This window comes from Sphingobacterium sp. GVS05A (assembly GCF_019969845.1).
In the GTDB taxonomy this organism is placed as follows: domain Bacteria; phylum Bacteroidota; class Bacteroidia; order Sphingobacteriales; family Sphingobacteriaceae; genus Sphingobacterium.
In genome coordinates this window covers 64,191-85,289 of record NZ_JAHXYR010000012.1, presented here as the reverse complement: position 1 = coordinate 85,289, position 21,099 = coordinate 64,191, and the positions used below count along the sequence as shown (strand labels likewise).

Annotated in this window: 18 protein-coding genes and 1 tRNA gene; 8 read left to right on the top strand and 11 right to left on the bottom strand. The window is 39.6% G+C overall.

Features of this window, described 5'->3' with window-relative positions; all coding sequences use genetic code 11:
• Positions 1-30: 30 nt before the first annotated feature.
• Positions 31-2,214 (bottom strand): glucoamylase family protein, encoded by a 2,184-nt coding sequence (locus LC454_RS25005; RefSeq protein ID WP_223585165.1) that lies wholly within the window; start codon positions 2,212-2,214, stop codon positions 31-33.
• A gap of 160 nt (positions 2,215-2,374) precedes the next feature.
• On the opposite strand from LC454_RS25005, the gene LC454_RS25000 reads away from it, so the two are divergent.
• Both LC454_RS25000 and LC454_RS24995 read left to right on the top strand, forming a co-directional pair.
• Positions 2,375-3,328 carry an acetyl-CoA carboxylase carboxyltransferase subunit alpha gene (locus tag LC454_RS25000; protein ID WP_120259503.1) on the top strand — a complete coding sequence of 318 codons (954 nt, stop codon included), beginning with the start codon at positions 2,375-2,377 and terminating at the stop codon, positions 3,326-3,328.
• Between the two features lie 277 nt (positions 3,329-3,605).
• Positions 3,606-3,678: transfer RNA gene (locus LC454_RS24995), tRNA-Lys, on the top strand.
• Between the two features lie 71 nt (positions 3,679-3,749).
• Here the strand turns inward: LC454_RS24995 and LC454_RS24990 are convergent.
• Complete coding sequence (locus tag LC454_RS24990; RefSeq protein ID WP_223585164.1) at positions 3,750-5,648, bottom strand: alpha-L-fucosidase; 1,899 nt, start codon at positions 5,646-5,648, stop codon at positions 3,750-3,752.
• 217 nt (positions 5,649-5,865) lie between these two features.
• On the opposite strand from LC454_RS24990, the gene LC454_RS24985 reads away from it, so the two are divergent.
• Genes LC454_RS24985 through LC454_RS24965 form a run of 5 tightly spaced genes read left to right on the top strand, consistent with a single transcriptional unit; the run spans position 5,866 to position 9,349 of the window.
• Positions 5,866-6,621, top strand: a complete 756-nt coding sequence (locus LC454_RS24985; RefSeq protein WP_223585163.1) for a CDGSH iron-sulfur domain-containing protein — start codon at positions 5,866-5,868, stop codon at positions 6,619-6,621.
• A gap of 49 nt (positions 6,622-6,670) precedes the next feature.
• Entirely contained in the window at positions 6,671-7,117 is a 447-nt protein-coding gene (locus tag LC454_RS24980) for an SRPBCC domain-containing protein (RefSeq protein WP_223585162.1), read from the top strand.
• A 12-nt stretch (positions 7,118-7,129) separates the two neighbouring features.
• Complete coding sequence (locus tag LC454_RS24975; protein WP_223585161.1) at positions 7,130-7,558, top strand: DUF1801 domain-containing protein; 429 nt, start codon at positions 7,130-7,132, stop codon at positions 7,556-7,558.
• Between the two features lie 10 nt (positions 7,559-7,568).
• Positions 7,569-8,498, top strand: coding sequence for a DUF1801 domain-containing protein (locus LC454_RS24970; protein WP_223585160.1), 930 nt, complete (start codon positions 7,569-7,571; stop codon positions 8,496-8,498).
• Between the two features lie 29 nt (positions 8,499-8,527).
• Positions 8,528-9,349 (top strand): VOC family protein, encoded by an 822-nt coding sequence (locus tag LC454_RS24965; protein WP_223585159.1) that lies wholly within the window; start codon positions 8,528-8,530, stop codon positions 9,347-9,349.
• A gap of 168 nt (positions 9,350-9,517) precedes the next feature.
• Here LC454_RS24965 and LC454_RS24960 read toward each other — a convergent pair whose 3' ends face one another.
• Together LC454_RS24960 and LC454_RS24955 are read right to left on the bottom strand one after the other, a co-directional pair.
• Positions 9,518-9,937 carry a SufE family protein gene (locus LC454_RS24960; RefSeq protein WP_120259416.1) on the bottom strand — a complete coding sequence of 140 codons (420 nt, stop codon included), beginning with the start codon at positions 9,935-9,937 and terminating at the stop codon, positions 9,518-9,520.
• Positions 9,938-9,948: 11 nt separating this feature from the next.
• The gene (locus tag LC454_RS24955; protein ID WP_223585158.1) at positions 9,949-11,172 is read right to left on the bottom strand and encodes a cysteine desulfurase; all 1,224 of its coding nucleotides are present in this window, start codon (positions 11,170-11,172) and stop codon (positions 9,949-9,951) included.
• Positions 11,173-11,395: 223 nt separating this feature from the next.
• On the opposite strand from LC454_RS24955, the gene LC454_RS24950 reads away from it, so the two are divergent.
• Positions 11,396-12,391 (top strand): acyl-ACP desaturase, encoded by a 996-nt coding sequence (locus LC454_RS24950; protein WP_223585157.1) that lies wholly within the window; start codon positions 11,396-11,398, stop codon positions 12,389-12,391.
• A gap of 611 nt (positions 12,392-13,002) precedes the next feature.
• On the opposite strand, the gene LC454_RS24945 is transcribed toward LC454_RS24950, so the two are convergent.
• The 7 genes from LC454_RS24945 to LC454_RS24915 all read right to left on the bottom strand — a co-directional run bounded on the left by LC454_RS24945 (position 13,003) and on the right by LC454_RS24915 (position 21,068).
• Entirely contained in the window at positions 13,003-14,532 is a 1,530-nt protein-coding gene (locus LC454_RS24945) for a peptide MFS transporter (protein WP_120259414.1), read from the bottom strand.
• 55 nt (positions 14,533-14,587) lie between these two features.
• Positions 14,588-16,363, bottom strand: a complete 1,776-nt coding sequence (locus LC454_RS24940; protein WP_223585156.1) for a peptide MFS transporter — start codon at positions 16,361-16,363, stop codon at positions 14,588-14,590.
• 135 nt (positions 16,364-16,498) lie between these two features.
• Positions 16,499-16,828: a helix-turn-helix domain-containing protein gene (locus tag LC454_RS24935; protein WP_120259412.1), complete on the bottom strand. Its 330-nt coding sequence runs from the start codon at positions 16,826-16,828 to the stop codon at positions 16,499-16,501.
• 66 nt (positions 16,829-16,894) lie between these two features.
• Positions 16,895-18,265 carry a Mur ligase family protein gene (locus tag LC454_RS24930; protein WP_223585155.1) on the bottom strand — a complete coding sequence of 457 codons (1,371 nt, stop codon included), beginning with the start codon at positions 18,263-18,265 and terminating at the stop codon, positions 16,895-16,897.
• Between the two features lie 7 nt (positions 18,266-18,272).
• A complete protein-coding gene (prmA, locus tag LC454_RS24925) occupies positions 18,273-19,112 on the bottom strand; it encodes a 50S ribosomal protein L11 methyltransferase (RefSeq protein WP_223585154.1) in 840 nt (279 codons plus the stop codon).
• A 9-nt stretch (positions 19,113-19,121) separates the two neighbouring features.
• On the bottom strand, positions 19,122-19,889 hold the full coding sequence (gene tpiA, locus LC454_RS24920; RefSeq protein WP_223585153.1) for a triose-phosphate isomerase: 768 nt from the start codon (positions 19,887-19,889) through the stop codon (positions 19,122-19,124).
• 12 nt (positions 19,890-19,901) lie between these two features.
• The gene (locus LC454_RS24915) at positions 19,902-21,068 is read right to left on the bottom strand and encodes a putative sugar nucleotidyl transferase (protein WP_223585152.1); all 1,167 of its coding nucleotides are present in this window, start codon (positions 21,066-21,068) and stop codon (positions 19,902-19,904) included.
• Between the last annotated feature and the right edge of the window lie 31 nt (positions 21,069-21,099).

Below are 21,099 nucleotides of genomic sequence, written 5' to 3'. Positions count from 1 at the left end.
TGCTTTTCCTTATACAGGATCGTAACAAATCTATTTCTTCACATAGACTGTATCCAATGTCTTTTTAATCTCTGGAATCCGTTCATACAATTTCCAGATCATCCCTGTATTGGCATTTTCGATCATTATGGCTATTGTAGCCTGATTCCTTGCCCGATAGCTCTCAGAAACATCATTGTTTTTCAGGTCGATCCATGCTCTGAATCCATATTGTGTAAATAGCACATCAGCATATTCTTCGTAAAATTTACGCATTGCCTTCAGACCGATCTCTCTTTCAAATGGATAGGAAGCAATTGAAATTGCGGGATTGACAAAATATCCCTGATAAGCATTGTCAGTGTGCTCAACACCCCAGATATCCGTAAATCTCGTCCCGATATTCAATTCATTGTCTCTCCGTTTATAGGCAAGGATATAATCAGACAGATACTTTTTATAATCCACAAAATTATCCACTTTTCCCTTAGGATCCATGATTAAGAATGGCCGATAAACAGACATTAATGACTCCGTCAGATTTCCTCCCGCAATACTTTTCGCGAAGATAACCTTATCATCCGAATAGATTGAGGCAGGTGCATTCCAAACACTACCAATCAATGGGTTGTTGCTTATAGAGCGCGCAAGTGAGTCATTTAATTTTGTTTTTATCTCGGGAGCCAGCGTATTTAACTCATCAGTAAAATCCATTGCATCCCCATGTTTGGTTGCAAATCCATTCATGTAAGCTGAAGCGGCTAAAGGATGTGTAGGAGAAGACATCGCCAGCAGATAGGTACTTAGACTCTCATTAAATCCACCCAATGGGCGTGACCTCGCTGTACTATCTATAGGTGACCACTTATTCCAGAGAACATCTGTATTATTTGGATCTGTAAAATAACGCCAATTTATTCTTTCCCATAAAGTAGTAATTGATTTCCTTAAGGATTGCTCTTCCGGATCCTCCTTTGCGAAGTATTCACGGGCGATTAACAATGACTCCATTAAATGGGAAGTTCCTCTTATATCATAGGTAGGCACAGAATCCCGATAGAAGGGTACACCTGATCTCCCATCGTAAAAGGCAGTAAAAACACCCTGATGATTTTGTGCTGCCCCTAAGAATTTCACCATACGTGTCATCCGTGATAACAAGGCCTGCCTGGATATCAATTGATTTTCAGCAGCAACAAGTAGGCCCAAAATGGCATAACCTGTTTCATTCGTTGAAACAACAGCCTGCCGATTTCCGCGATCAGGGAGGTACATACCACTGTTTACATCATAATTATCAATAAAATAATTGACATGCGCATTCCGAATAAAATTTAGCATCTCAGCATCGGTCCCTTTTTGGGTCTGTATTTCTTTTACATCTGAAAAAGGGGACTCTACATAGTTGTAATCAACCCATGCTATTTTATAATAATATTTTTTATTATACTCATTCACCCGGTCGAGACACTTCTGTACATAAGTCGGTAAGATTGCGATTGGTTGAAAATTGAGTTTATCTTCTGATCTATAAATTTTCACATAGCGGATACTCGGGGTTAATGGCAACTGCCATACAAGTTCAACTTGTTTATCTACGGAACTTATTTTAGATAAAATAGCTGCCGATGACAGTTTCACTTTTGGATAATTTCTTGGCAGGAACTCTATTTGATCAATAAAAAGCTGATGTGTAGTTGCGCTGGTTCCATTTTGTTCTAATAGTAATGAGGAAACGGCTTTTCCAATAGTAATTCCCTCAAATTTTGACACTGGGATAGAAACATTGAGCCAAGTATCATAAGCAAAGTCTTCGATGTAATGGGTAATATCCAAGGCATTACTGCGTACATCGCTTTGTTGCAATGCAACTTTCGGCAACTGTCCCTTTTCGGTATTACTTTGGATAAACAACTTAAAGGTTAAATGATCATCCTTAGCGATCATATATTGAAATTTTTGCTTATCATTTAATATACTGGCTTCCCATTTACCATTAGGGGATGAAACGTAACGTAGCGAAAGCGAATTCCCTGGAGTGAAAAATAGGCTATCCGAAACAGGAAGACTATGATTCACATTCTGTACCCAAGACTCTCCAGTGTAATGCGCCATGCTTTTTGCGTAGCTTCCATTGATTATACTATTATCAAATAGGACCTCCGGATAACTCTCAGATCTTGCAAGTATGGGCGAAATCAATAGAAAAAGAAAGTAAAAGTATTTTTTCAGCATAAGTCAACATTTTTCACAGGCTTACAATCAAAAATTAAGCCACCACCGAGATTATAACGCAAATGTAACAAAGGATTTCCAATGATATTGTACGCTCAAATTTTAATTTCGGAAAAAATGCGCTAAATTAGCCCCCTGAATATTTTCATAAAATAGATATATGAAAACCACGTTTGATTTTGAAAAGCCAATTGCAGATTTGCAATTGCAGATTGAAAAGGTAACACAAGTTGCCGAAAAAACCCAAGTTGATATGAGCGCAACCGTTCGTGAACTTGAGGAAAAACTTGCTTCTACGGAAAAAGAAATATACAGCAATTTAACTGGATGGCAGAATGTTCAAATGTCCCGTCATCAGGATCGTCCACAGACCTATGATTATATCGAAGCTATCTGCGATGAATTTATTGAATTGCACGGTGATCGCACCGTAAAAGATGACAAGGCAATTGTAGGTGGAATGGCCTCAATCGATGGTAATCCTGTTATGATCATTGGTCATCAGAAAGGTAAAAATACCAAAGAACGTCAATATCATAATTTTGGCATGGCCAATCCAGAAGGTTACCGTAAAGCATTGCGCTTGATGAAAATGGCTGAAAAATTCAATAAGCCTGTTATCACTTTGATCGACACGATGGGGGCTTATCCTGGTTTGGAAGCTGAAGAGCGTGGACAAGGTGAAGCCATTGCACGCAACCTGATGGAAATGGCAGTACTTAAAGTTCCTATCATCTGCGTTGTTATTGGTGAGGGTGCTTCCGGAGGAGCCTTGGGTATCGGGGTAGGTAATCGTGTGTATATGATGGAACATACGTGGTATTCCGTTATTTCACCAGAATCTTGCTCGTCAATCCTATGGAGAAGCTGGGATCATAAAGAGAAAGCAGCCGAAGCGTTGAAACTAACTTCCAGTGATATGTTAAGCAATGGTCTGATAGACGGTATCATTCCCGAGCCATTAGGCGGTGCTCATCAAGATCCCGCAAAAGCAGCCGCTAATCTTAAAGAACAATTATTAAAAGATCTTGCTGAATTGACAGCAAAAGACAGCGATACATTGATCAAAGAACGAATTGACAAATTTAGCAATATGGGCGTTGTGACAGAATAATGTTACTCCCCTATTCCTCAAAATATAAAAAAGTCGGCACCAATTGCCGACTTTTTCATTTTAACAAGTTATTTGTTTCAGAAAAGCCAAAAAAGGTCTACCCAAAATCGCTCGATTTACGATCAAATTCCACTGATCTCAAATAGGAATCCACATCGTCAAGAAAAATAAACACGTAATTTATAAACGATTATAAAATATATCAATAAAAAACACAGAAACTCTTTGACACAATCACATATTTTTATACCTTTGCATCACTTTCAAAAACAGAAAGGATTCCGTAGCTCAGCTGGTAGAGCAATACACTTTTAATGTATGGGTCCTGGGTTCGAATCCCAGCGGGATCACAAAAAAAAGCTAATCTTGCGATTAGCTTTTTTTATTTACAACATCAGGGTGCCCTCCCCGTAAACTATTTTTAATCATGCGTCAGTACGACCTCCAAAAATTTCACTGTTTCTCCCCCAACAATATTTTTTGCACAAAGTTCCACGGATTGCTTTCCTAATGGCAAGTCTATTTGTCCGAGTCTAATCGAATTTCCTCGTCCACTTGTTGGAGATGACGGATTAATTGAAAAATTAAATGCTTTCCCACCTATTTTTAAAATCATATCTCCACCAGTATTTCCAACATCCTTGACATAGCGTACCGAAACATTAAACTGTGCTCGTTTTAACACATTGATATCCCATACGAGATATTGATTGCTATTTTTCCATCCGGATACATAATAACGGTCTCTTTTGCCATCTCCAAATTTCATCGCATCCCCATACTGTTTCGCATAGAAAGACAATAAACGATTTTCGGTGACCTGTGCATCCACATAAATAAGATCATTGGATTCAGGCGCAGCTATATCCTGTTTTAACTGGACAACAATAACTTCATCTGCCGGGTCAGCAGCTATTTGATCCAATGGGATGTGAAGCCCCACAGCGTCGGAACTATACCCTTTAATGCTCTTCTTTGAAGACAATAAAGAGAGGGATTTGATACCAGCTGTAAGACCTCCTACAGTCAATAGCTCTCCTTTTGGTCGATTAAAGACATGCAGATACAATGTGCTCTTTCTTTTTGTGATCACCCCCCATTGTTGACGTGGCAAGGGAGAAGGATCCACCCCCATAACACTCTCTTTATTTTTTGTCATCCACAGCCCCATCCCCTTCAAAATATCCACATCCGGTTCATCGAAACTGCCATCGCCTTTGGGACCAATATTCAATAAAATATTCCCTCCCATAGCCGTTGCTTTCGCCAACAACTGGATAAAATGGGCGGTTGGTTTATGATTCATATCTGTTAACGAATAACCGTATGAATCATTGGTCGTTGGGATAGCCTCCCAATAAGCCCCGTTAGAAACAGGATAGAACTCTTCTGGCCGGTCAGCGGTATTTAAATAATCACCATAATTCTTGTCGCCTGTACGTGCTAATCGTCCGTTAACGACAATCGTAGGATCTGCTTCTCTGATAGCTTTCAGAATCCTAAAATTTTCCGACAACGGCAGCTTATGTGGCGTATCAAACCACAGTAAATCGGGATTATATTTATGGATCAGTTCTTGTATTTGCGGAATAGCTTTTTCATCCACATAACGTTTTGCTTTGGGTAACCAGTCTGGGTGGTTGTCAAACCAGTTTGCTCCACCCAAAAGCTTATCTCCGCCCGGGTTGTTATAATCCCAGTCATTCCCCGGCGCATTGGGATCTTCCCAATCGAACGCATGAGAATAGTAAAATCCAAATAGCAAGCCATGTTTATGGCACGCGTTGGCAAGTTCCGCCATTGGATCTCGTTTGAAAGCAGTGCTCTTGGTAGAATAAGCGCTGGCATACTGCGACGGGTACATCGCAAAACCATCGTGATGTTTGGAGGTGATGATAAAGTACTTCATACCTGCATTTTTAGCTAACATCACCCATTCTTCCGCATTAAAATTTACAGGATTAAATCTCGCGGCAGAATCCAAGTATTCCTGACGGGGAATCTGCATGACACGCATGAGATGCTCAGCATATCCACCTCCTCTTTTCCCCTTCCAGATATTACCATATTGTGAATAAATGCCCCAGTGGACAAACATTCCAAAGGAAGCCTCTTTCCATTTTTTGATACGTTGCTCCTGTCCCACTAAGGATTCTTTCCACCAGCCTGCTTCCGCAGCGGATATCGCGTTTCTATCCCTCGTGCTCGGGTCATTAAACATATCTGCAGCTTCATTTCCCTTATTTACATTAACCTGTCCCATCACCACCATTACAGCAGTTGAAAGCATTAGAATAAGGCAATGCCTGATTTTTGTCATTAGTTTCGATATTATAAATTGTCTCCAATAGCCGAACTAAAGCTTTGAGGAAGACAATAGTTCAACAGAAAAATTTGTGTTACCATCAAAAATAGCTCAAAAAGCTAAAGATAAGGTGCAATTTTTGTTCATTTTAGGGGAGTAACAACCAAAGTCAGAAAAAATAAAACCTATCCGTTTCTGTGGTGTTTATTTTATACTATAAACTTAAGGACTCATGAGCAATCCCTCAAATTATTGGCATGTTCAAATAGGATCTACCGCCAATACCAGTGAAACCTTTATTGAAGTCACCAAAGACGGTCCGTATATTTTACACGGGCAGGTACCCTTTCATTTGCAATATATTATTCCAGACCGACAGAGCGTCTCCAGATCCTATGAAAACGGGGAATCTTTTAAACTTGAAAAAGACACCTATTTATGTCGCTGTGGGCTGTCCAAAAATAAACCCTTTTGCGACAACTCTCATGAGCAGGCCAGATCTTTTGGTGTTGACTTGACCGATACAGCGACACTACATGATTCGCTCCAAACAGCAGAAATTATTGAAGGGCCTGTATTTTCTCTCAGTGACGATGAAAAATTATGTGCATTTGCACGCTTTTGTGATCAAGGAAAAAGAATTTGGAATGAGATAACCGATAGCGATGAACAGTCCTTAGAAAGCGCAGTCAATATGGCCCATTACTGTCCTAGTGGCAGACTGATTGTCTGGAACCAGGAGAATACTCCCATCGAAGAAAATACTATCGCTGAGGTCGGTCTCATTGAAGACGTATTGAATCAGTGCAGTGGACCTATCGCACTTTGGGGTGGGATCCCTGTAAAAAGCAGCAGTGGCAAGTATTATGAAGTACGAAACCGCCAGACCCTTTGTCGTTGTGGGCAATCATCCAACAAACCATTTTGCGATGGCACACATGCCTCAATGGAATTTCAGGATGGACTCAGTAAGTACACACAAAAATAGCAGATACAAGTTATCGGTATTTATACAATATTTGTTTAAAATTCAGAACATGGAAAAGTTAACCGCAAAAGCAAGCATTCAGATCCAAAAAACCATCAGTGAAGTTTTTGAAGCCATCGTTGATCCCAACAAAATGAATCGCTATTTTATTAAGTCCTCAACAGGCCGTCTAGAGACCGGAAAAACTGTAGAATGGACTTTCCCTGAGTTCCCCGACAGTTTCCCTGTAACCGGAAAAACAATCCGTCCAGACGACTATATTTCCTTTGACTGGAGTGGCGGATTAGCAAATCAACTGGTTGAAATCAGCTTATCTTCCTTCGGGGAGGGGTCCACTGTTGTCAAAATTACAGAACATGAAATGAATAACGATGAGGAAGGCATTTTGATTATGATGCGTCAGACCGAAGGGTGGGCAAATTTTCTAGCCTGTATGAAGGCCTATCTTGAATATAATATCAATCTTCGGAAGGGTGCTTTTGATTTTATGTTTTAACAGAAATAAAAAATGGTGGCAAATAAAACCTCTTATATCGAAAAAAGTGTCGATGATTTTATTCAGGATATACCCGATGCACAAAAGCGGGAAGACAGCATCCAATTGGTACAATTGATGCAATCTGTTTCAAACGAAGCACCGAAGATGTTTGGCGAATCCATCATCGGCTTTGGACAGTATTACTATAAATATGCTAGCGGGCGTGAAGGGTATGCTCCCTTAATCGGATTCAGTCCCCGTAAGGCTGCCATTTCACTTTATGTATATACCGGACTTGAAGAACATAAATCACTTATCGAACAACTGGGCAAATATAAAATAGGCAAAGCCTGCATTTACATTAAAAAACTGAGCGACATCAATACGGAACATCTGACCACATTAATGCAAGAGACCATCCAATTTATAACAACCAAATACGCAAGGATCAAGGATTAGACACAAAATTATGACAAGTAGCGTTTCAACAATTGACGAGTATATTGACCAGTTCGAAGGGGATAAGAAGACGTATCTCAATCAGGTAAGGCAGCTGATTGCTGGAGTAGTCCCAGCTGAAACTACAGAAACCATCTCCTATCAGATGCCTACATTTCGATATAATGGCAATCTGATCCATTTTGCAATGAATAAACAGCATCTCGGAATATACCCCGGACCTGACGCCATCGAGCATTTCGCAGCAGAACTTAAAGATTTTAAAACATCAAAAGGAGCAATACAGATTCCGATAGATCAACCCTTACCAGAAAAAATCATTCGTGATATTGTTGCCTTTAATATCGAAAAACTCAAGGATAAACAAGGCCCCAACTGGCATAAAAGCAGAGGAAATTGGCTAGAAGCCGAAGAACTGATGCAACAGATTATGCTCAAAACCACACTAAAAAAAGAATTCAAATGGGGCAGTGACATCTATACATACAAAGGGAAGAATGTCATCGGGTGGGGTGGTTTCAAAAACTTCTTTTCCCTATGGTTCTATAATGGTGTATTTTTAGAAGATAAGGAAAATGTCCTGATCAGCGCGTCAGAAGGTAAAACCAAAGCTCTTCGACAATGGCGTTTTCAGCATGTCAGCGAGATGGATAGCACAAAAATCGAGGCTTACATTCAAGAATCTATTCGAACAATTGACGAGGGAAAAGAAATTAAACCCACCAAAAGCGAGGCCGTACCTCCTTCTGGAATTCTTTTGAAAGCACTCCATTCAGATCAGGGATTTCATGATCACTTCAAGGCCCTCACACCAGGAAAACAAAAAGAATATATTCAGTATATCGACGAAGCGAAACAAGAAAAAACCAAATTATCCCGTCTAGAGAAAATCAAACCACTGATTACTGCAAATAAAGGATTACACGACAAATATAAATAAGTGGAATTTTAAACTAAAAATCGACGCTCATGGAAAATTCAATTATACCGTCCCTATGGTTTGATCAGAATGCGAAGGAAGCTTTTGATTTATACTGCCGGACTTTTCCAAACAGTCATATTGAAAGTAACTCCCCGATCGTTGTCGAGGCACTGCTTAATGGCGTAAAATTTATCGGCATCAATGGAGGACCGATGTTTAAGCCAAATCCATCCATATCATTTATGGTGATCTGCGAATCAGCCGAAGAGATTGATCGCATCTGGAATACATTATCCGTAGACGGAAACGTACTGATGCCACTAAACAGCTATCCCTGGAGTGCTTATTATGGCTGGGTAGCGGACAAATATGGTGTAAACTGGCAGTTATACCAAGGCAACGTAAGTGACACAAACCAACAAGCAATCGTCCCTACGCTAATGTATTGCGGGCCTCAACAAGGCAAGTGCGAAACAGCAGTTCAGTTCTATGAAGAACTATTCAAAGATTTTCACAGCAACGGTATTTTACGTTATCCGGAAGGCGATTATAAAGGGGAAATCCAGCACACTCAATTTCTTATCAATGGATTTACCTTAATGGCCATGGATAGCGGAGTCATTCAGGACTTTACGTTTAGTGAAGGTGTTTCCCTCACCATCCTCTGCCGGGATCAAGCTGAAATTGACTATTACTGGAATCGCATTACACAACAGGGACAAGAGAGCATGTGTGGATGGTGTAAAGATGAATTCGGCGTGAGTTGGCAAATTGTGCCAACACAAATTGCTACATACCTTCAAAATCCTGGAGCTGGAGAAGCCTTGATGAAAATGAAAAAAATAATTATCAAAGACTTGATCGGATAATTTTATTTAGGACAATAACATTCCACCGTAGTGGGCGGGATAGATAAAAAAACGGGAGTATCCAAAAAGATTGGACACTCCCGTTTTTCATTAATATCATTCGTCTACGATCTCCTTTTAGAAATTCAATTTCAGGAGAGTTCACTTTCAATCGTTGAACAGTTCTGGTTATGCGTTTACCTGCAACGCCACTGCGTATAACTTCATCTGTTTGATCATCGACAATAAACCATTGGCCCGTGTTGGCGACAAGTGTTCTTTTAAACCGATTTCATCAACGAAATACAGGTCTGCATCAACAATTTCTTTTGCTGTATGTCCCGACAGCACTTTGACCATCAGACTAACCAAACCCTTGGTGATAATCGCGTCGCTATCTGCTGTAAAAAACACTTTTCCATCTTTCACCTCCGGATACAACCATACCTTGGACTGACAGCCCTTGATAATATATTCTTCTGTCTTATATTGTTCATCAATTAAAGGAACTTCCTTCCCCAACTGGATGATGTACTCATATTTTTCCATCCAATCCGTAAAGAAAGCAAAATCTTCAACTAATTCGTTTTGTATTTCATTAATTGTCATAATCGTTTTTATTACACTAACATATTGACTGCACGTTGAATACCCGCCACCAAGATATCTATTTCTTCTTTTGTGTTATAAAGTGCCAACGAAGCCCGGATCGTTCCAGGGATACCAAAGCGATCCATTACAGGCTGAGCACAATGGTGTCCAGTTCGCACAGCAATACCCAATTTATCTAAAATCACCCCTACATCGTAGGGATGTGTACCTTCAATGATAAATGAAATAACAGAACATTTTTGATCTGCAGTACCTATAAATTTCATTCCCGGGATCTCCGACAATTTTTCCAATGCATATTCCAGTAACTCGTGTTCGTAAGCCTCAATATTTTTTAAGCCAATCGAATTGATATAGTCTATTGCTTCATTCAAACAGATTCCTGCTTCAATATTCGGAGTGCCTGCTTCAAATTTAAAAGGCAGCTCATTATAGGTTGTCTTTTCGAAAGTCACTTCCTTAATCATATCGCCACCGCCTTGATAAGGAGGCATTGCGTTTAACAGCTCTTCCTTACCATACAACACGCCGACACCTGTGGGGCCATACATTTTATGCCCTGAGAAAACTAAAAAGTCAACATCGAGATCTTGCACATCAACCCGGATATGTTGGACAGCTTGCGCTGCATCTACCAATACGACAGCCCCATGCTTATGCGCAATCGAGATAATCTCTTTTACCGGATTGATCGTCCCCAGCGCATTAGAGACATAAGTTACAGCAACCAGCTTCGTTCTTTCGTTAATAAGGTTTTGATAGGCGTCCATATCGAGCTCCCCCTTATCATTCATCGGAATAACACGGATCTTACAGCCTTTTTCATCACAGAGCATCTGCCAAGGAACAATATTGGAGTGGTGCTCCATTGCAGAAATAATAATTTCATCTCCCGCATGGATAAATGCTCTGCCATAGCAGGTAGCAACCAAATTGATACTATCGGTCGTCCCCTTCGTGATAATCACTTGCTTGTCTTCAGGCGCATTAATAAAAGATTGAAGCTTTTTACGGGTCACCTCAAAAGCATCTGTCGATATCTGGCTGAGGTAGTGAACTCCACGATGTACATTACTATTCATATCTGTATAATAATGTGCAATGGAATTGATTACCGCATTGGGCTTTTGTGTTGTCGCACCATTGTCCAGATAAACCAAAGGCTTGCCATTTACCTGTCTTTTTAGAATAGGAAAATCCGCACGTATTTTATCTATATTATATTTTTCCAAAGTCGTCTAAATAATTTATACAAAGTTAATAGTATTTTATCGAATACATGGCCGACAATCTGTTTTTTATGTCATTATCAATCATCCAAGTTACTTGACCAATTAAATTAAAAAGTGACTCAAAACCATTAAAGAACCACTTTTTGTAGGTCATTTGCCATTTTTTACAATTATATCTTGCTTTTATAATTTATTGATGCTATTTATTTACCTTTGTATTGATATGCAAGAATTACCTCTAAATTTACCAGAAGGCTCACGTAAAGAAGTGATGGCCTACTTGGAGCCTTTCATGTTGAATGAAATGAGCGAATACCTGAAGCCTGTAGAAGAAATGTGGCAACCTGCTGATTTCCTTCCAGACGCTTCAAGGGATACTTTTTTTGAGGAAATAAGAGATTTACAGGAGAGTGCGAAAGAACTGTCCTATGACTTGGTTGCGGTATTAGTTGGTGATACGATTACCGAAGAAGCCCTTCCAACCTACGAATCTTGGCTGACAATGGTTGAGGATGTCGATAAAAACGAACAAGGCGGATGGATGAAATGGGTTCGTGCGTGGACTGCAGAAGAAAACCGTCACGGCGATCTATTGAACAAATACCTTTATCTGTCGGGTAGAATAGATATGCGTCAGTTTGAAATGTCTACACAATATTTGATACAAGATGGTTTCGATATCGGAACTGGTGCTGATCCCTACCGTAACTTTATATATACATCATTCCAGGAACTTGCCACCAACGTATCCCATCGTCGGGTATCGGGACTTTCTAAAAAAGGAGGTGACAAGCTTCTGGCAAAAATGTGTGGTGTCATTGCTTCAGATGAAGCACGCCATGCCAAAGCATACATGTCTTTCATATCAAAGGCTATTACAGTAGACGCAAACGAAGTAATGATTGCATTTGAAGATATGATGCGTAAAAAGATTGTCATGCCAGCACAGTTTTTGAGAGAAGCAGGCGAGCCTCAGGGCGAAGCTTTTGCACACTTTTCTGATGCCGCACAGCGACTAGGTGTGTATACTGCATTGGATTATGTCGATATCTTGAAAGAACTTAATAATGAGTGGAAAATTGATCAAGTTTCAGGCCTGAATGACAAAGGTGAGAAAGCAAGAGACTACCTCTTAAAATTACCGGATCGCTTGACTAGATTAGCTGACCGCATGAAGATTCCTGAAAAAGATTATAAATTCAAATGGATTTACGGATAAACAAAAAAGCTTGACCAGAAATAGTCAAGCTTTTTTGTTTATTCTATTTACTTTGTTGTCGGCTGTATGATTGTAAAAATTACAATATAGTAATCATGATCCCCAATAGGTCTACTCTCTCCATACCCAAGTAATCTGAAAATTATTGCGTATTATATTCATTAATTCTATCTATTTGAATCTAAAATAGATATATATAACATTAAATAAAAACCATATATATCGTTTTTCATAATGAAGTCCGAGTATTCTGCATTATTCAGTTACCCTTCGACGATGCTACGGAACATATTTACCTCTTCTTCGCCCCTGAGAGCAGATAACAGCATGGTGTAACCTAGGCCCTTACACTATATTTCCGTGCGTAACTCGGACTCACCACGGACTCATGTCGCATTCACCACGGTCACAGTGTAACGCAGGTACGATGATGTGTCGAAGCGGGTACGACGCATTGACGAAAAAGGTTTGCACCGGATATAAGAAAGGGAGCAAACTCGCTATGAATTTGCTCCCTTTCTTATAAGCATCTAGTCTGTCAATTATGACTAAGTACCAACTCCCAAAAAGATTTTTAATACGATCTCCTTTGGAAAATATTTGATTAGGGCTTATTTCACATTTCCCATTAATTTCCGCACCACAGGCGACAATGCGATGAGTACCACACCTGCGATTAAAGAATACAAGCCCAATTGCTTATAACTTTCAGTGTACGTCACTAAGTTATCCGCCAACGAACTTCCTTCTTTTGCTTCAGCCATACTCGCACCGATCAGGCCAGCTACATATTGTCCATAAGCACTTGCCAAAAACCACATCCCCATCATAATGCCTTGTAACCTTGCTGGTGATAGTTTCGTCATAATGGAGAGTCCAATTGGCGAAAGACAAAGCTCCCCGACGGTAATCACTAATAAGGCAAGTGTAAAGATATCCAATGAGGTCATCCCTTCATGAGCGAATAAACGCGTCGCAAAAAGTACATAATAACCTAAACCTAAGAAAACAAAGCCCAAACCAAATTTGATAATAGTATTCGGCTCAAGTTTACGTTTTCCCAACCAAATCCAGAATAGCCCAAATAATGGTGCTAAGGCAATAATAAATAATGCACCGCCAGAATTATTGACACCATTTGGATCAAGTGTCACTGCCCCAAGTAAAGAATCATTCAGGTGCTTGGCAGCAAAGATGCTCAATGAACCACCACTCTGTTCATATATCCCCCAAAAGATAATGGAAAACAAAATAAATACCAGTGCAGCAATTAATTTCTTGCGTTCCTCCTTGGTCACTTGTGACATTTCATAAAACAGATATAACAGTGTCAATGGGCCAATGGTATACATAAAATAGTCCGTATATTGGGTTTTCGACACCATGATCTGAATAACGGGTATAAAGATCAAAGTCAGCGCATATACTGCATATTCAACCCATTTTGGCAAGGCTTTCGTCTTTACGATAGCATCTGGGTGTCCAGGTTTAAGCCCGATAGGCCCAAGATGTCTTTTGGTAAAGTGAAAATTAATCAAACTTGCCAGCATCCCTATTGCAGCTAAACCAAAGGCAACATTCCAACGGTGAGGTTCGGAGATAACCGAGCTCAACATATATCCTTTACCAATGGCGACACAAACATAACCACCTAAAAATGCGCCTAGATTGATCCCCGCATAGAACAACGAGAAACCACCATCACGACGGCTATCGCCATCACGATAGAGCTCCCCTACCATCGTAGAAATATTCGGTTTAAAAAAGCCGGTGCCAATAATAATAAATGAGAGACCAAAAAAGAAGTATTGATGTGGATCCGCGGCTAGGAAAAGACTCCCTACAATCATTAATATACCTCCCCAGAACAATGATTTTCTAAAACCTAAAATCTTATCAGCAAAAAGACCGCCGATAAATGTAAAAGCATAGACAAATGCTTGGGTAGCTCCATACTGTAAATTAGCCTCTTTCTCCGCAAAGTTCAGTTGTGTGATCATAAAGAACACCAACATGCCCCGCATCCCATAAAAACAAAATCTTTCCCACATTTCCGAGAAAAAAAGGCTCCAGATCTGTCTTGGGTACTTTCCCTTAAAATTTTGAATCTCCTCTAGCGATTCCCGTGTACTAACCTCCATACTGTATTTATATTAATCAAAAAAGCTTCTTTCGTAAAAGAAGCTTATATAGTTATTATTTAACTCCGTGCATCAATCTTTTGATCAAAGGATTGAACAGCATGACAAGCAATCCGGCCAAAGCTGGAATAGCCGTAAATAAAAAGAAAAAGTGACTCAATGAATATTCCTGTTGAATTGTTTCTACCTGTCCGCCCAGTACTGCTGCAACCTTTTGTGCAATAGCGATTGCTAGATACCAGATACCGAACATAAAAGCCAACATCCGTGCTGGAACCAGTTTAGAAACATAGGATAGGCCCACTGGAGAAATAAACAATTCTCCCAGGGTATGAAATAGGTAGGTCAAGACGAGAAATACCATAGAAATTTTCATTCCTGGTGCTATGCCCCATGAACCTAACCCGATAATCAAAAATCCGATGGCAACCAGTATCAGACCAAATCCATATTTAAAGGCAGCTGAGGGATTGTATTTGGATTCCCATATCTTAGATACCGTGGAAGCTAGTGCAATGATAAAAAATGAGTTGAGAATAGAAAACCAGGATACTTTGATTTCGGAAGCTTCTTTGTTAAACTCCTGATAAAGCATCCAGATTGCTGCACCCCAGATAAGTCCAAAGCAGACAAATAATACGATATTGGAGATGGCAATCTTATCCCAGGTTACCTTTGCAAGTTTTATTAAAACCCAACTGATAATTGCTAGTGGTACAATCGTTAATAAACCATTGACCACATTAAATGTCGTCAATGCAGCACCTGTAAGCGCTCTATCGATATTATCCCTTGCGACAATGACCAATGAGGTTGCCCCCTGTTCAAAGCTCATGAAAAAGAAGATAAGGAAAAACGCCAAAAGCACCACGGCAAACATTCTATCCCGCACAGTCTTGTCATAACGCAAAATCCGGGAAACGATCAAATAAATAAACAAGATCAGTGCAATAATGACCATGATATACTGACCTCTCAAAAAAGAAGTATCCAGTCCAGCGAAAACATCAATAATACCATTTTTCGACAATGGGTCATTGAAGGCATATACGAAGCCTATTATAGCGACAATACCAATAAGCACGAAATCCTTTATTGTAAACGGATTTTTAGTATCCGTATCATTGACAATAACTTCTTTCTTCTCCCCGGTCGCGGATTTGTCCAAAATACCAAGGTTACCCATGAGTGGTTTTGCAAACACAAACTGAAGGGTACCTAAGAGCATAAAAATACCAGCCAATCCAAATCCCCAATGCCATCCATATGTTTCAGCGATATAACCACAGAGCATCATCCCAAAGAAAGCGCCTGCATTGACCCCCATATAGAATATCGTATACGCTCCATCCTTCTTTTCAGGAAGGTCTTTATACATTTCGCCAAGGATTGAAGGCATGTTCGGTTTGAAAAAACCTGTTCCGATAACCAAACAGATCAATCCCAGAAAAAACATGATCGCGGTATCAAAAGCCATTGCGGCATGCCCTAATGTCATGATTGCTGAGCCAATAATAACAGCTTTTCTGGATCCGATGTATTTGTCGGCGATGATTCCACCGAGTATTGGCGTCAGATAAAGCATCATTGCATATGTTCCGTACAATGCACCTGCTTGTTGTGCTGTCCAGGCCCAGCCAGAGAATGGGCTACCTTGAATAACTGCGGCAGTTAAAAATTGCATCAATAGGACACGCATACCATAGAATGAAAACCGTTCCCACATCTCTGTAAAGAAAAGTACGAACAGTCCTGAGCGCTGTCCTAGTACATTCGATTTAAAAAAATCGTTCGACGGGCTAGTAGTTATATCCCCGTTTAGTCTCCCCATAAGTAATCAACCTTTATTTTTATAAAATACTTACAAAGAAACAAAAACAAAATCACTTTTGGCCAAAATAAAGTTGCATAAACAAAAAAAGGCAATCCAAATGGGTTGCCTTTTCAGTAACATTTTTAATATGCCCTATCTTTTGTGCAATTGTTCGTAAAGATCAATGACCTTTTTCTGAAGTTCGATAACTTCGCCATCACGTAGTTGCAACTTTTGCGTTAACGCATTGACCTCATTGACATACTCTTTATCCTCTTCTGAATCAGAAGTAGATAATAGTTGAACAACTGTCAAATTGAATAATTTTGAGATTTGATTTAGGCGCGACAGATTTACATCTGTAATACCTGTTTCAATTTTAGAAAATGCTGGGATTGAGATATCCAATCGCTTTGCAACATCCTCTTGACTCCACCCCTTCTGGTGTCTAAGTAATCTGATTTTTTTTCCTAATGCATTCATCTGGTAGATATTTTAAACAAAAATAGTAAATAAAAATATAATTTACATTAAATTATATTTTTTTCTCTAAAAATCCCTAAAAAACCGATCAGCGAGCACGGAGAGATTAACCCCATTATAATTATTTAAACTCATAAGTAGTAAATTGTAACCCTTAGATTTAACCCCGTCCAAAAACGAATACAGGCCATCCAAGCTCACAACAACCTCTAAATCAGGATTATTAAAACTTTTTTTAATATTCTCAGGAACACTTTCAATATCCTTATTAAGTTCCTTACAGGAGTGGATATTCACGTAGACCACAGAGAGATCCGACTCTCCCATCGAGTCCGCATATTGTAACAAAAAGGACGAATCTAAACTATCATACGAGTTTAATTCGATAATTGTGACCAATTTCTGATTAGGAAATTGTTCTTTTACCGCGTGAATACTCGACCTAACTTTATCCGCATTGCAGGCATAATCTTGATAGACCACAGATCCTTCTGAGCTCGCCACAAACTCCAGATAACGGATAGATGTATTAAAACTCTTTATTGCATCAAAGAACTCTTTCTTTTTAATGCCCAACCATTCACAGACTGTATAAGCGCCTGCGATATTAGACAGATTATGTTTCCCGAATACTTGTAAAGGAACTTCTCCGTCTGCGGTATTTAGATAGGTAACACCCTTATTGATTGTGTAATCGGGGATCTTATAGCCATGCCGGTTAATCTTACAGTCTTTGGTATCCTGCAAAACTTTTTGTAGAACAGCATCTTCTTTATTATAGATCAGCGTTCCTTTAGGGGGTATGGAATCAATAAAATCTTCAAATTGTTTAATATATTCCTCTTGAGATATTTTGGAATTAAATTCATTCCATACGATACCAGAGATGAGTGCGATATTAGGCTTATAATATAAAAATTTCGACTTGGAATCAATTTTGGACGAAACATATTCATCTCCCTCGATAATAATAATCTTATTATGCTTGGTAATATCCACAAGTTTATCAAAACCTCTTAATTGCGCCCCAACCAAATAATCAAATTCTTTTCCTAAGGAGCGCATGACGTGCATAACCATGCTCGTAATCGTTGTTTTCCCGTAGCTCCCGGCAATAACCACACGGATTTTATCCTGTGAGAGTTCCTGTATAAACTCTGGAAAAGAATAGATCTTCAGGCCTAATTCCTGGGCCTTTTTTAATTCAGGATTATCTGCTTCCGCATGTGCACCCAAAATAACGGCATCAATATCTTCCGTCACCTTGTCGGCAAACCAACCCAATTGATCTGGCAATAACCCAGCTTCGATGAGATGGGAACGGGAAGGTTCCACAATCTGATCATCAGATCCAGTAATTTGGTGCCCCTGCTTCGCCAAAGAAATGGCAAGGTTATGCATCACACTACCACCTATCGCTATAAAATGAATACGCATCGCTCTGTTACCGTTTCACAAACTTGGCTGCACACCAATTATTTAAAACTTTTTTGGAGATAAATTCGAAACCTAAAGACTCAGCGGTATCACGTAACATCGCCAAATCTTCCTGTTCATAAAATCCGCTTAAGTATAACTCTCCATTTTTATTGATACTTAAAGCATATTGTGGTAATTGTTCCAATAGAATATTTCGATTGATATTTGCTAAGATAGTATCGAAAATTCGGCCTTCTAAAACTTCGAAGGAACCACAAATAGCCTCGATATTGTCTACGGTATTAAGCTGTCTATTTTCGATCACACTGTCCACACAGATTTCATCATAATCTACTGCCAGGACAGCATTAGCGCCTTTTTTGGACGCCAAAATCGCTAGAATACCAGTACCACAGCCCATATCCAGCACCTGCTTACCCTCAAAATCATTCTCTAAAATATATTGGAGCATCATCGATGTGGTCTGATGGTGTCCTGTCCCGAAGGACATTTTAGGATCAATGATTATTTCATAAGGGAAATCAGATTTTGCGTCATGAAACGTAGCACGTACATAACACTGTCCACCGACTTCAATGGGATTAAAATTACTCTCCCAGAGTTTGTTCCAATTCTGGTTTTCAATTTCCTGAACCTTATAATCTACTTCAAATCCCTCATCAAGATTTAGCATTAACGTTTCTAATGCTTGCAAATCAAGATTTGCAGCTGGAATATAAGCTGCAAATCCTGATTCGGTATCTTCAAAAGTATCAAAGCCGATGTCTGCCAAATCAGATACCAATAGATCTTTTTGCCATTCCTCACCCGATAGCATTTGAAAGATAACCTCTATGTATTTCATTTCTAAAAATTAGCCGTTAAACACTTTGGCAATATCTATAAAATCTCTCGATTTCAAAGAAGCTCCTCCAATCAAACCACCGTCAATATCTGCCTGTGCAAATAGATCCTTCGCATTGCCCGGATTACAAGATCCACCATAAAGGATACTTGTGTTATCCGCTGCTTCTTGGCCGTATTTTTCTGCGACAACCTGACGGATAAACTGATGAACTTCCTGCGCCTGCTCTGGGCTAGCCGTAAGTCCTGTTCCGATCGCCCAAACTGGCTCATAAGCCAATACGACAGCAGCAAAAGCTTCATTGGACAAATGGAACAATCCAGCTGTCAATTGTGTTTTAATTATTTCAAAGAAATCACCCGATTCACGTTCTTCTTTTGTTTCTCCGATACAAAATATAGGCGTCAGGCCATGTTTCAGCGCGATATCTACTTTAGCAGCCAACAACGCATCTGTTTCGCCAAAATAAGCACGTCTTTCAGAGTGACCTAAGATCACATGTGAAGCACCCACCGATTTTACCTGACCTGCTGAAATCTCACCTGTGTATGCTCCAGACTCCGCCTGATGAATATTTTGTGCACCAATATTCACATTAGCAACATTCTTAGATAATTGCCCAAGACTTGACAAGTGGATGAAAGGGCTACAAACAACCAGTTCCTGATTTCCAATTACCTCATCTTTGGCCATATTGATAATTTCAGAGAATAAACTTAATCCTGATTGATAGTCTAAATTCATTTTCCAATTACCAGCTACGATTTTCTTACGCATGATTTTTACGATTTAATTATATTTTTTGTTAAGTTGATTCAATTCCCTTGTGAGCCGTTCCGGTAGTTCCTCATTTTTCGACATATATAGCGCTTCAAGATACTCCATAAACTTATCAAAGTTATAGATCTTTGTATCCCCATTGAACACCCAGGCAAACGACGGTACAAATTTAGCATAAAAACTTGTATCTGCTAACATACTTGCAATTCCAATTACGGTTCCAGTATTGAAAGACGAGTTAATCCCCGCTCGTGTATAGTCACCTATAAAAACACCACACTTCAATAAACCTGTATCTCTAAAGTCTTCCAGTTTATAATCATAAATCGTAACCGTTTTTAGATTATTTTTTAGATTTGAATTGGACGTTCCTGCACCGAGATTACACCAGTCACCAATGACCGAACAGCCCAAATAGCCGTGATGACCTTTTGCGGAGAAGTCACCAATAACTGAATTACCCACTTCACCACCTACAACACTCTGCTTACCAACAGATACATTCCCATAGATTGTTGCACCCATTTTTACAACAGCCCCCTTCCCTAAGTATAAAGGCCCTCGCAGATGTGCTCCTTCCATAATCGTGGCACCTTCATCAATGTAAATGGGTCCAGTGGTCGAGTTGAGTGTCACACACTCCATCGTGACCTGTTCAGCAATGTAAAAATCTGTACCCAGCAACCGGTTTGTCGAGGAGATGGTCGCCGTGACTGTCTTTTTTGCTAAAAGATTGAAATCATTAACAATTTCTGCGCCCGTTAATAAAAACAGGTCCTCTACCCCTTTCAACAAACATATGGTATCATAAGCATCCATTAGTTTAAAGGCACCCTCTTGATGATATCGCCAGGCGATGACTGTTCCATTTTGTTGCAGGGCATCCCCCGCTTCCATTGCAGTAATAGTCCGCAATAAGCCCTCAGATGGAATAATATTCTCGGACAGGCATACATCACCATCTTCCAGAATACCACCTTCAGCAAGCTCTAATTTGAACACCTGAGCCAAGCGATACCATTTCTCCCTTAGTGTCAGTATACCTACACGTAAGTCAAGACAGGATTTAATAAAGGTAAAAGGATATAAACTCTTTTTATCAAAAGAAGTCAACGGGAGAGTGAGCTTATCCAACGGTCGGATAGCATCAAAACAATCTACAAAAAAGATTTTCACAAAATAAAAATAACAAAAAAAACCCGACAAA

Excerpts from the sequence above, each read along its gene's own strand:
- LC454_RS24980 (WP_223585162.1), top strand. The coding sequence starts at position 6,671 with ATGGAAAAGTTAACCGCAAAAGCAAGCATTCAGATCCAAAAAACCATC.
- prmA (WP_223585154.1), bottom strand. The coding sequence starts at position 19,112 with ATGAAATACATAGAGGTTATCTTTCAAATGCTATCGGGTGAGGAATGG.
- tpiA (WP_223585153.1), bottom strand. The coding sequence starts at position 19,889 with ATGCGTAAGAAAATCGTAGCTGGTAATTGGAAAATGAATTTAGACTAT.
- LC454_RS24985 (WP_223585163.1), top strand. The coding sequence starts at position 5,866 with ATGAGCAATCCCTCAAATTATTGGCATGTTCAAATAGGATCTACCGCC.
- LC454_RS24935 (WP_120259412.1), bottom strand. The coding sequence starts at position 16,828 with ATGAATGCATTAGGAAAAAAAATCAGATTACTTAGACACCAGAAGGGG.
- LC454_RS24950 (WP_223585157.1), top strand. The coding sequence starts at position 11,396 with ATGCAAGAATTACCTCTAAATTTACCAGAAGGCTCACGTAAAGAAGTG.
- LC454_RS24975 (WP_223585161.1), top strand. The coding sequence starts at position 7,130 with ATGGTGGCAAATAAAACCTCTTATATCGAAAAAAGTGTCGATGATTTT.
- LC454_RS25005 (WP_223585165.1), bottom strand. The coding sequence starts at position 2,214 with ATGCTGAAAAAATACTTTTACTTTCTTTTTCTATTGATTTCGCCCATA.
- LC454_RS24990 (WP_223585164.1), bottom strand. The coding sequence starts at position 5,648 with ATGACAAAAATCAGGCATTGCCTTATTCTAATGCTTTCAACTGCTGTA.
- LC454_RS24930 (WP_223585155.1), bottom strand. The coding sequence starts at position 18,265 with ATGCGTATTCATTTTATAGCGATAGGTGGTAGTGTGATGCATAACCTT.
- LC454_RS24965 (WP_223585159.1), top strand. The coding sequence starts at position 8,528 with ATGGAAAATTCAATTATACCGTCCCTATGGTTTGATCAGAATGCGAAG.
- LC454_RS24970 (WP_223585160.1), top strand. The coding sequence starts at position 7,569 with ATGACAAGTAGCGTTTCAACAATTGACGAGTATATTGACCAGTTCGAA.
- LC454_RS24960 (WP_120259416.1), bottom strand. The coding sequence starts at position 9,937 with ATGACAATTAATGAAATACAAAACGAATTAGTTGAAGATTTTGCTTTC.
- LC454_RS25000 (WP_120259503.1), top strand. The coding sequence starts at position 2,375 with ATGAAAACCACGTTTGATTTTGAAAAGCCAATTGCAGATTTGCAATTG.
- LC454_RS24940 (WP_223585156.1), bottom strand. The coding sequence starts at position 16,363 with ATGGGGAGACTAAACGGGGATATAACTACTAGCCCGTCGAACGATTTT.
- LC454_RS24945 (WP_120259414.1), bottom strand. The coding sequence starts at position 14,532 with ATGGAGGTTAGTACACGGGAATCGCTAGAGGAGATTCAAAATTTTAAG.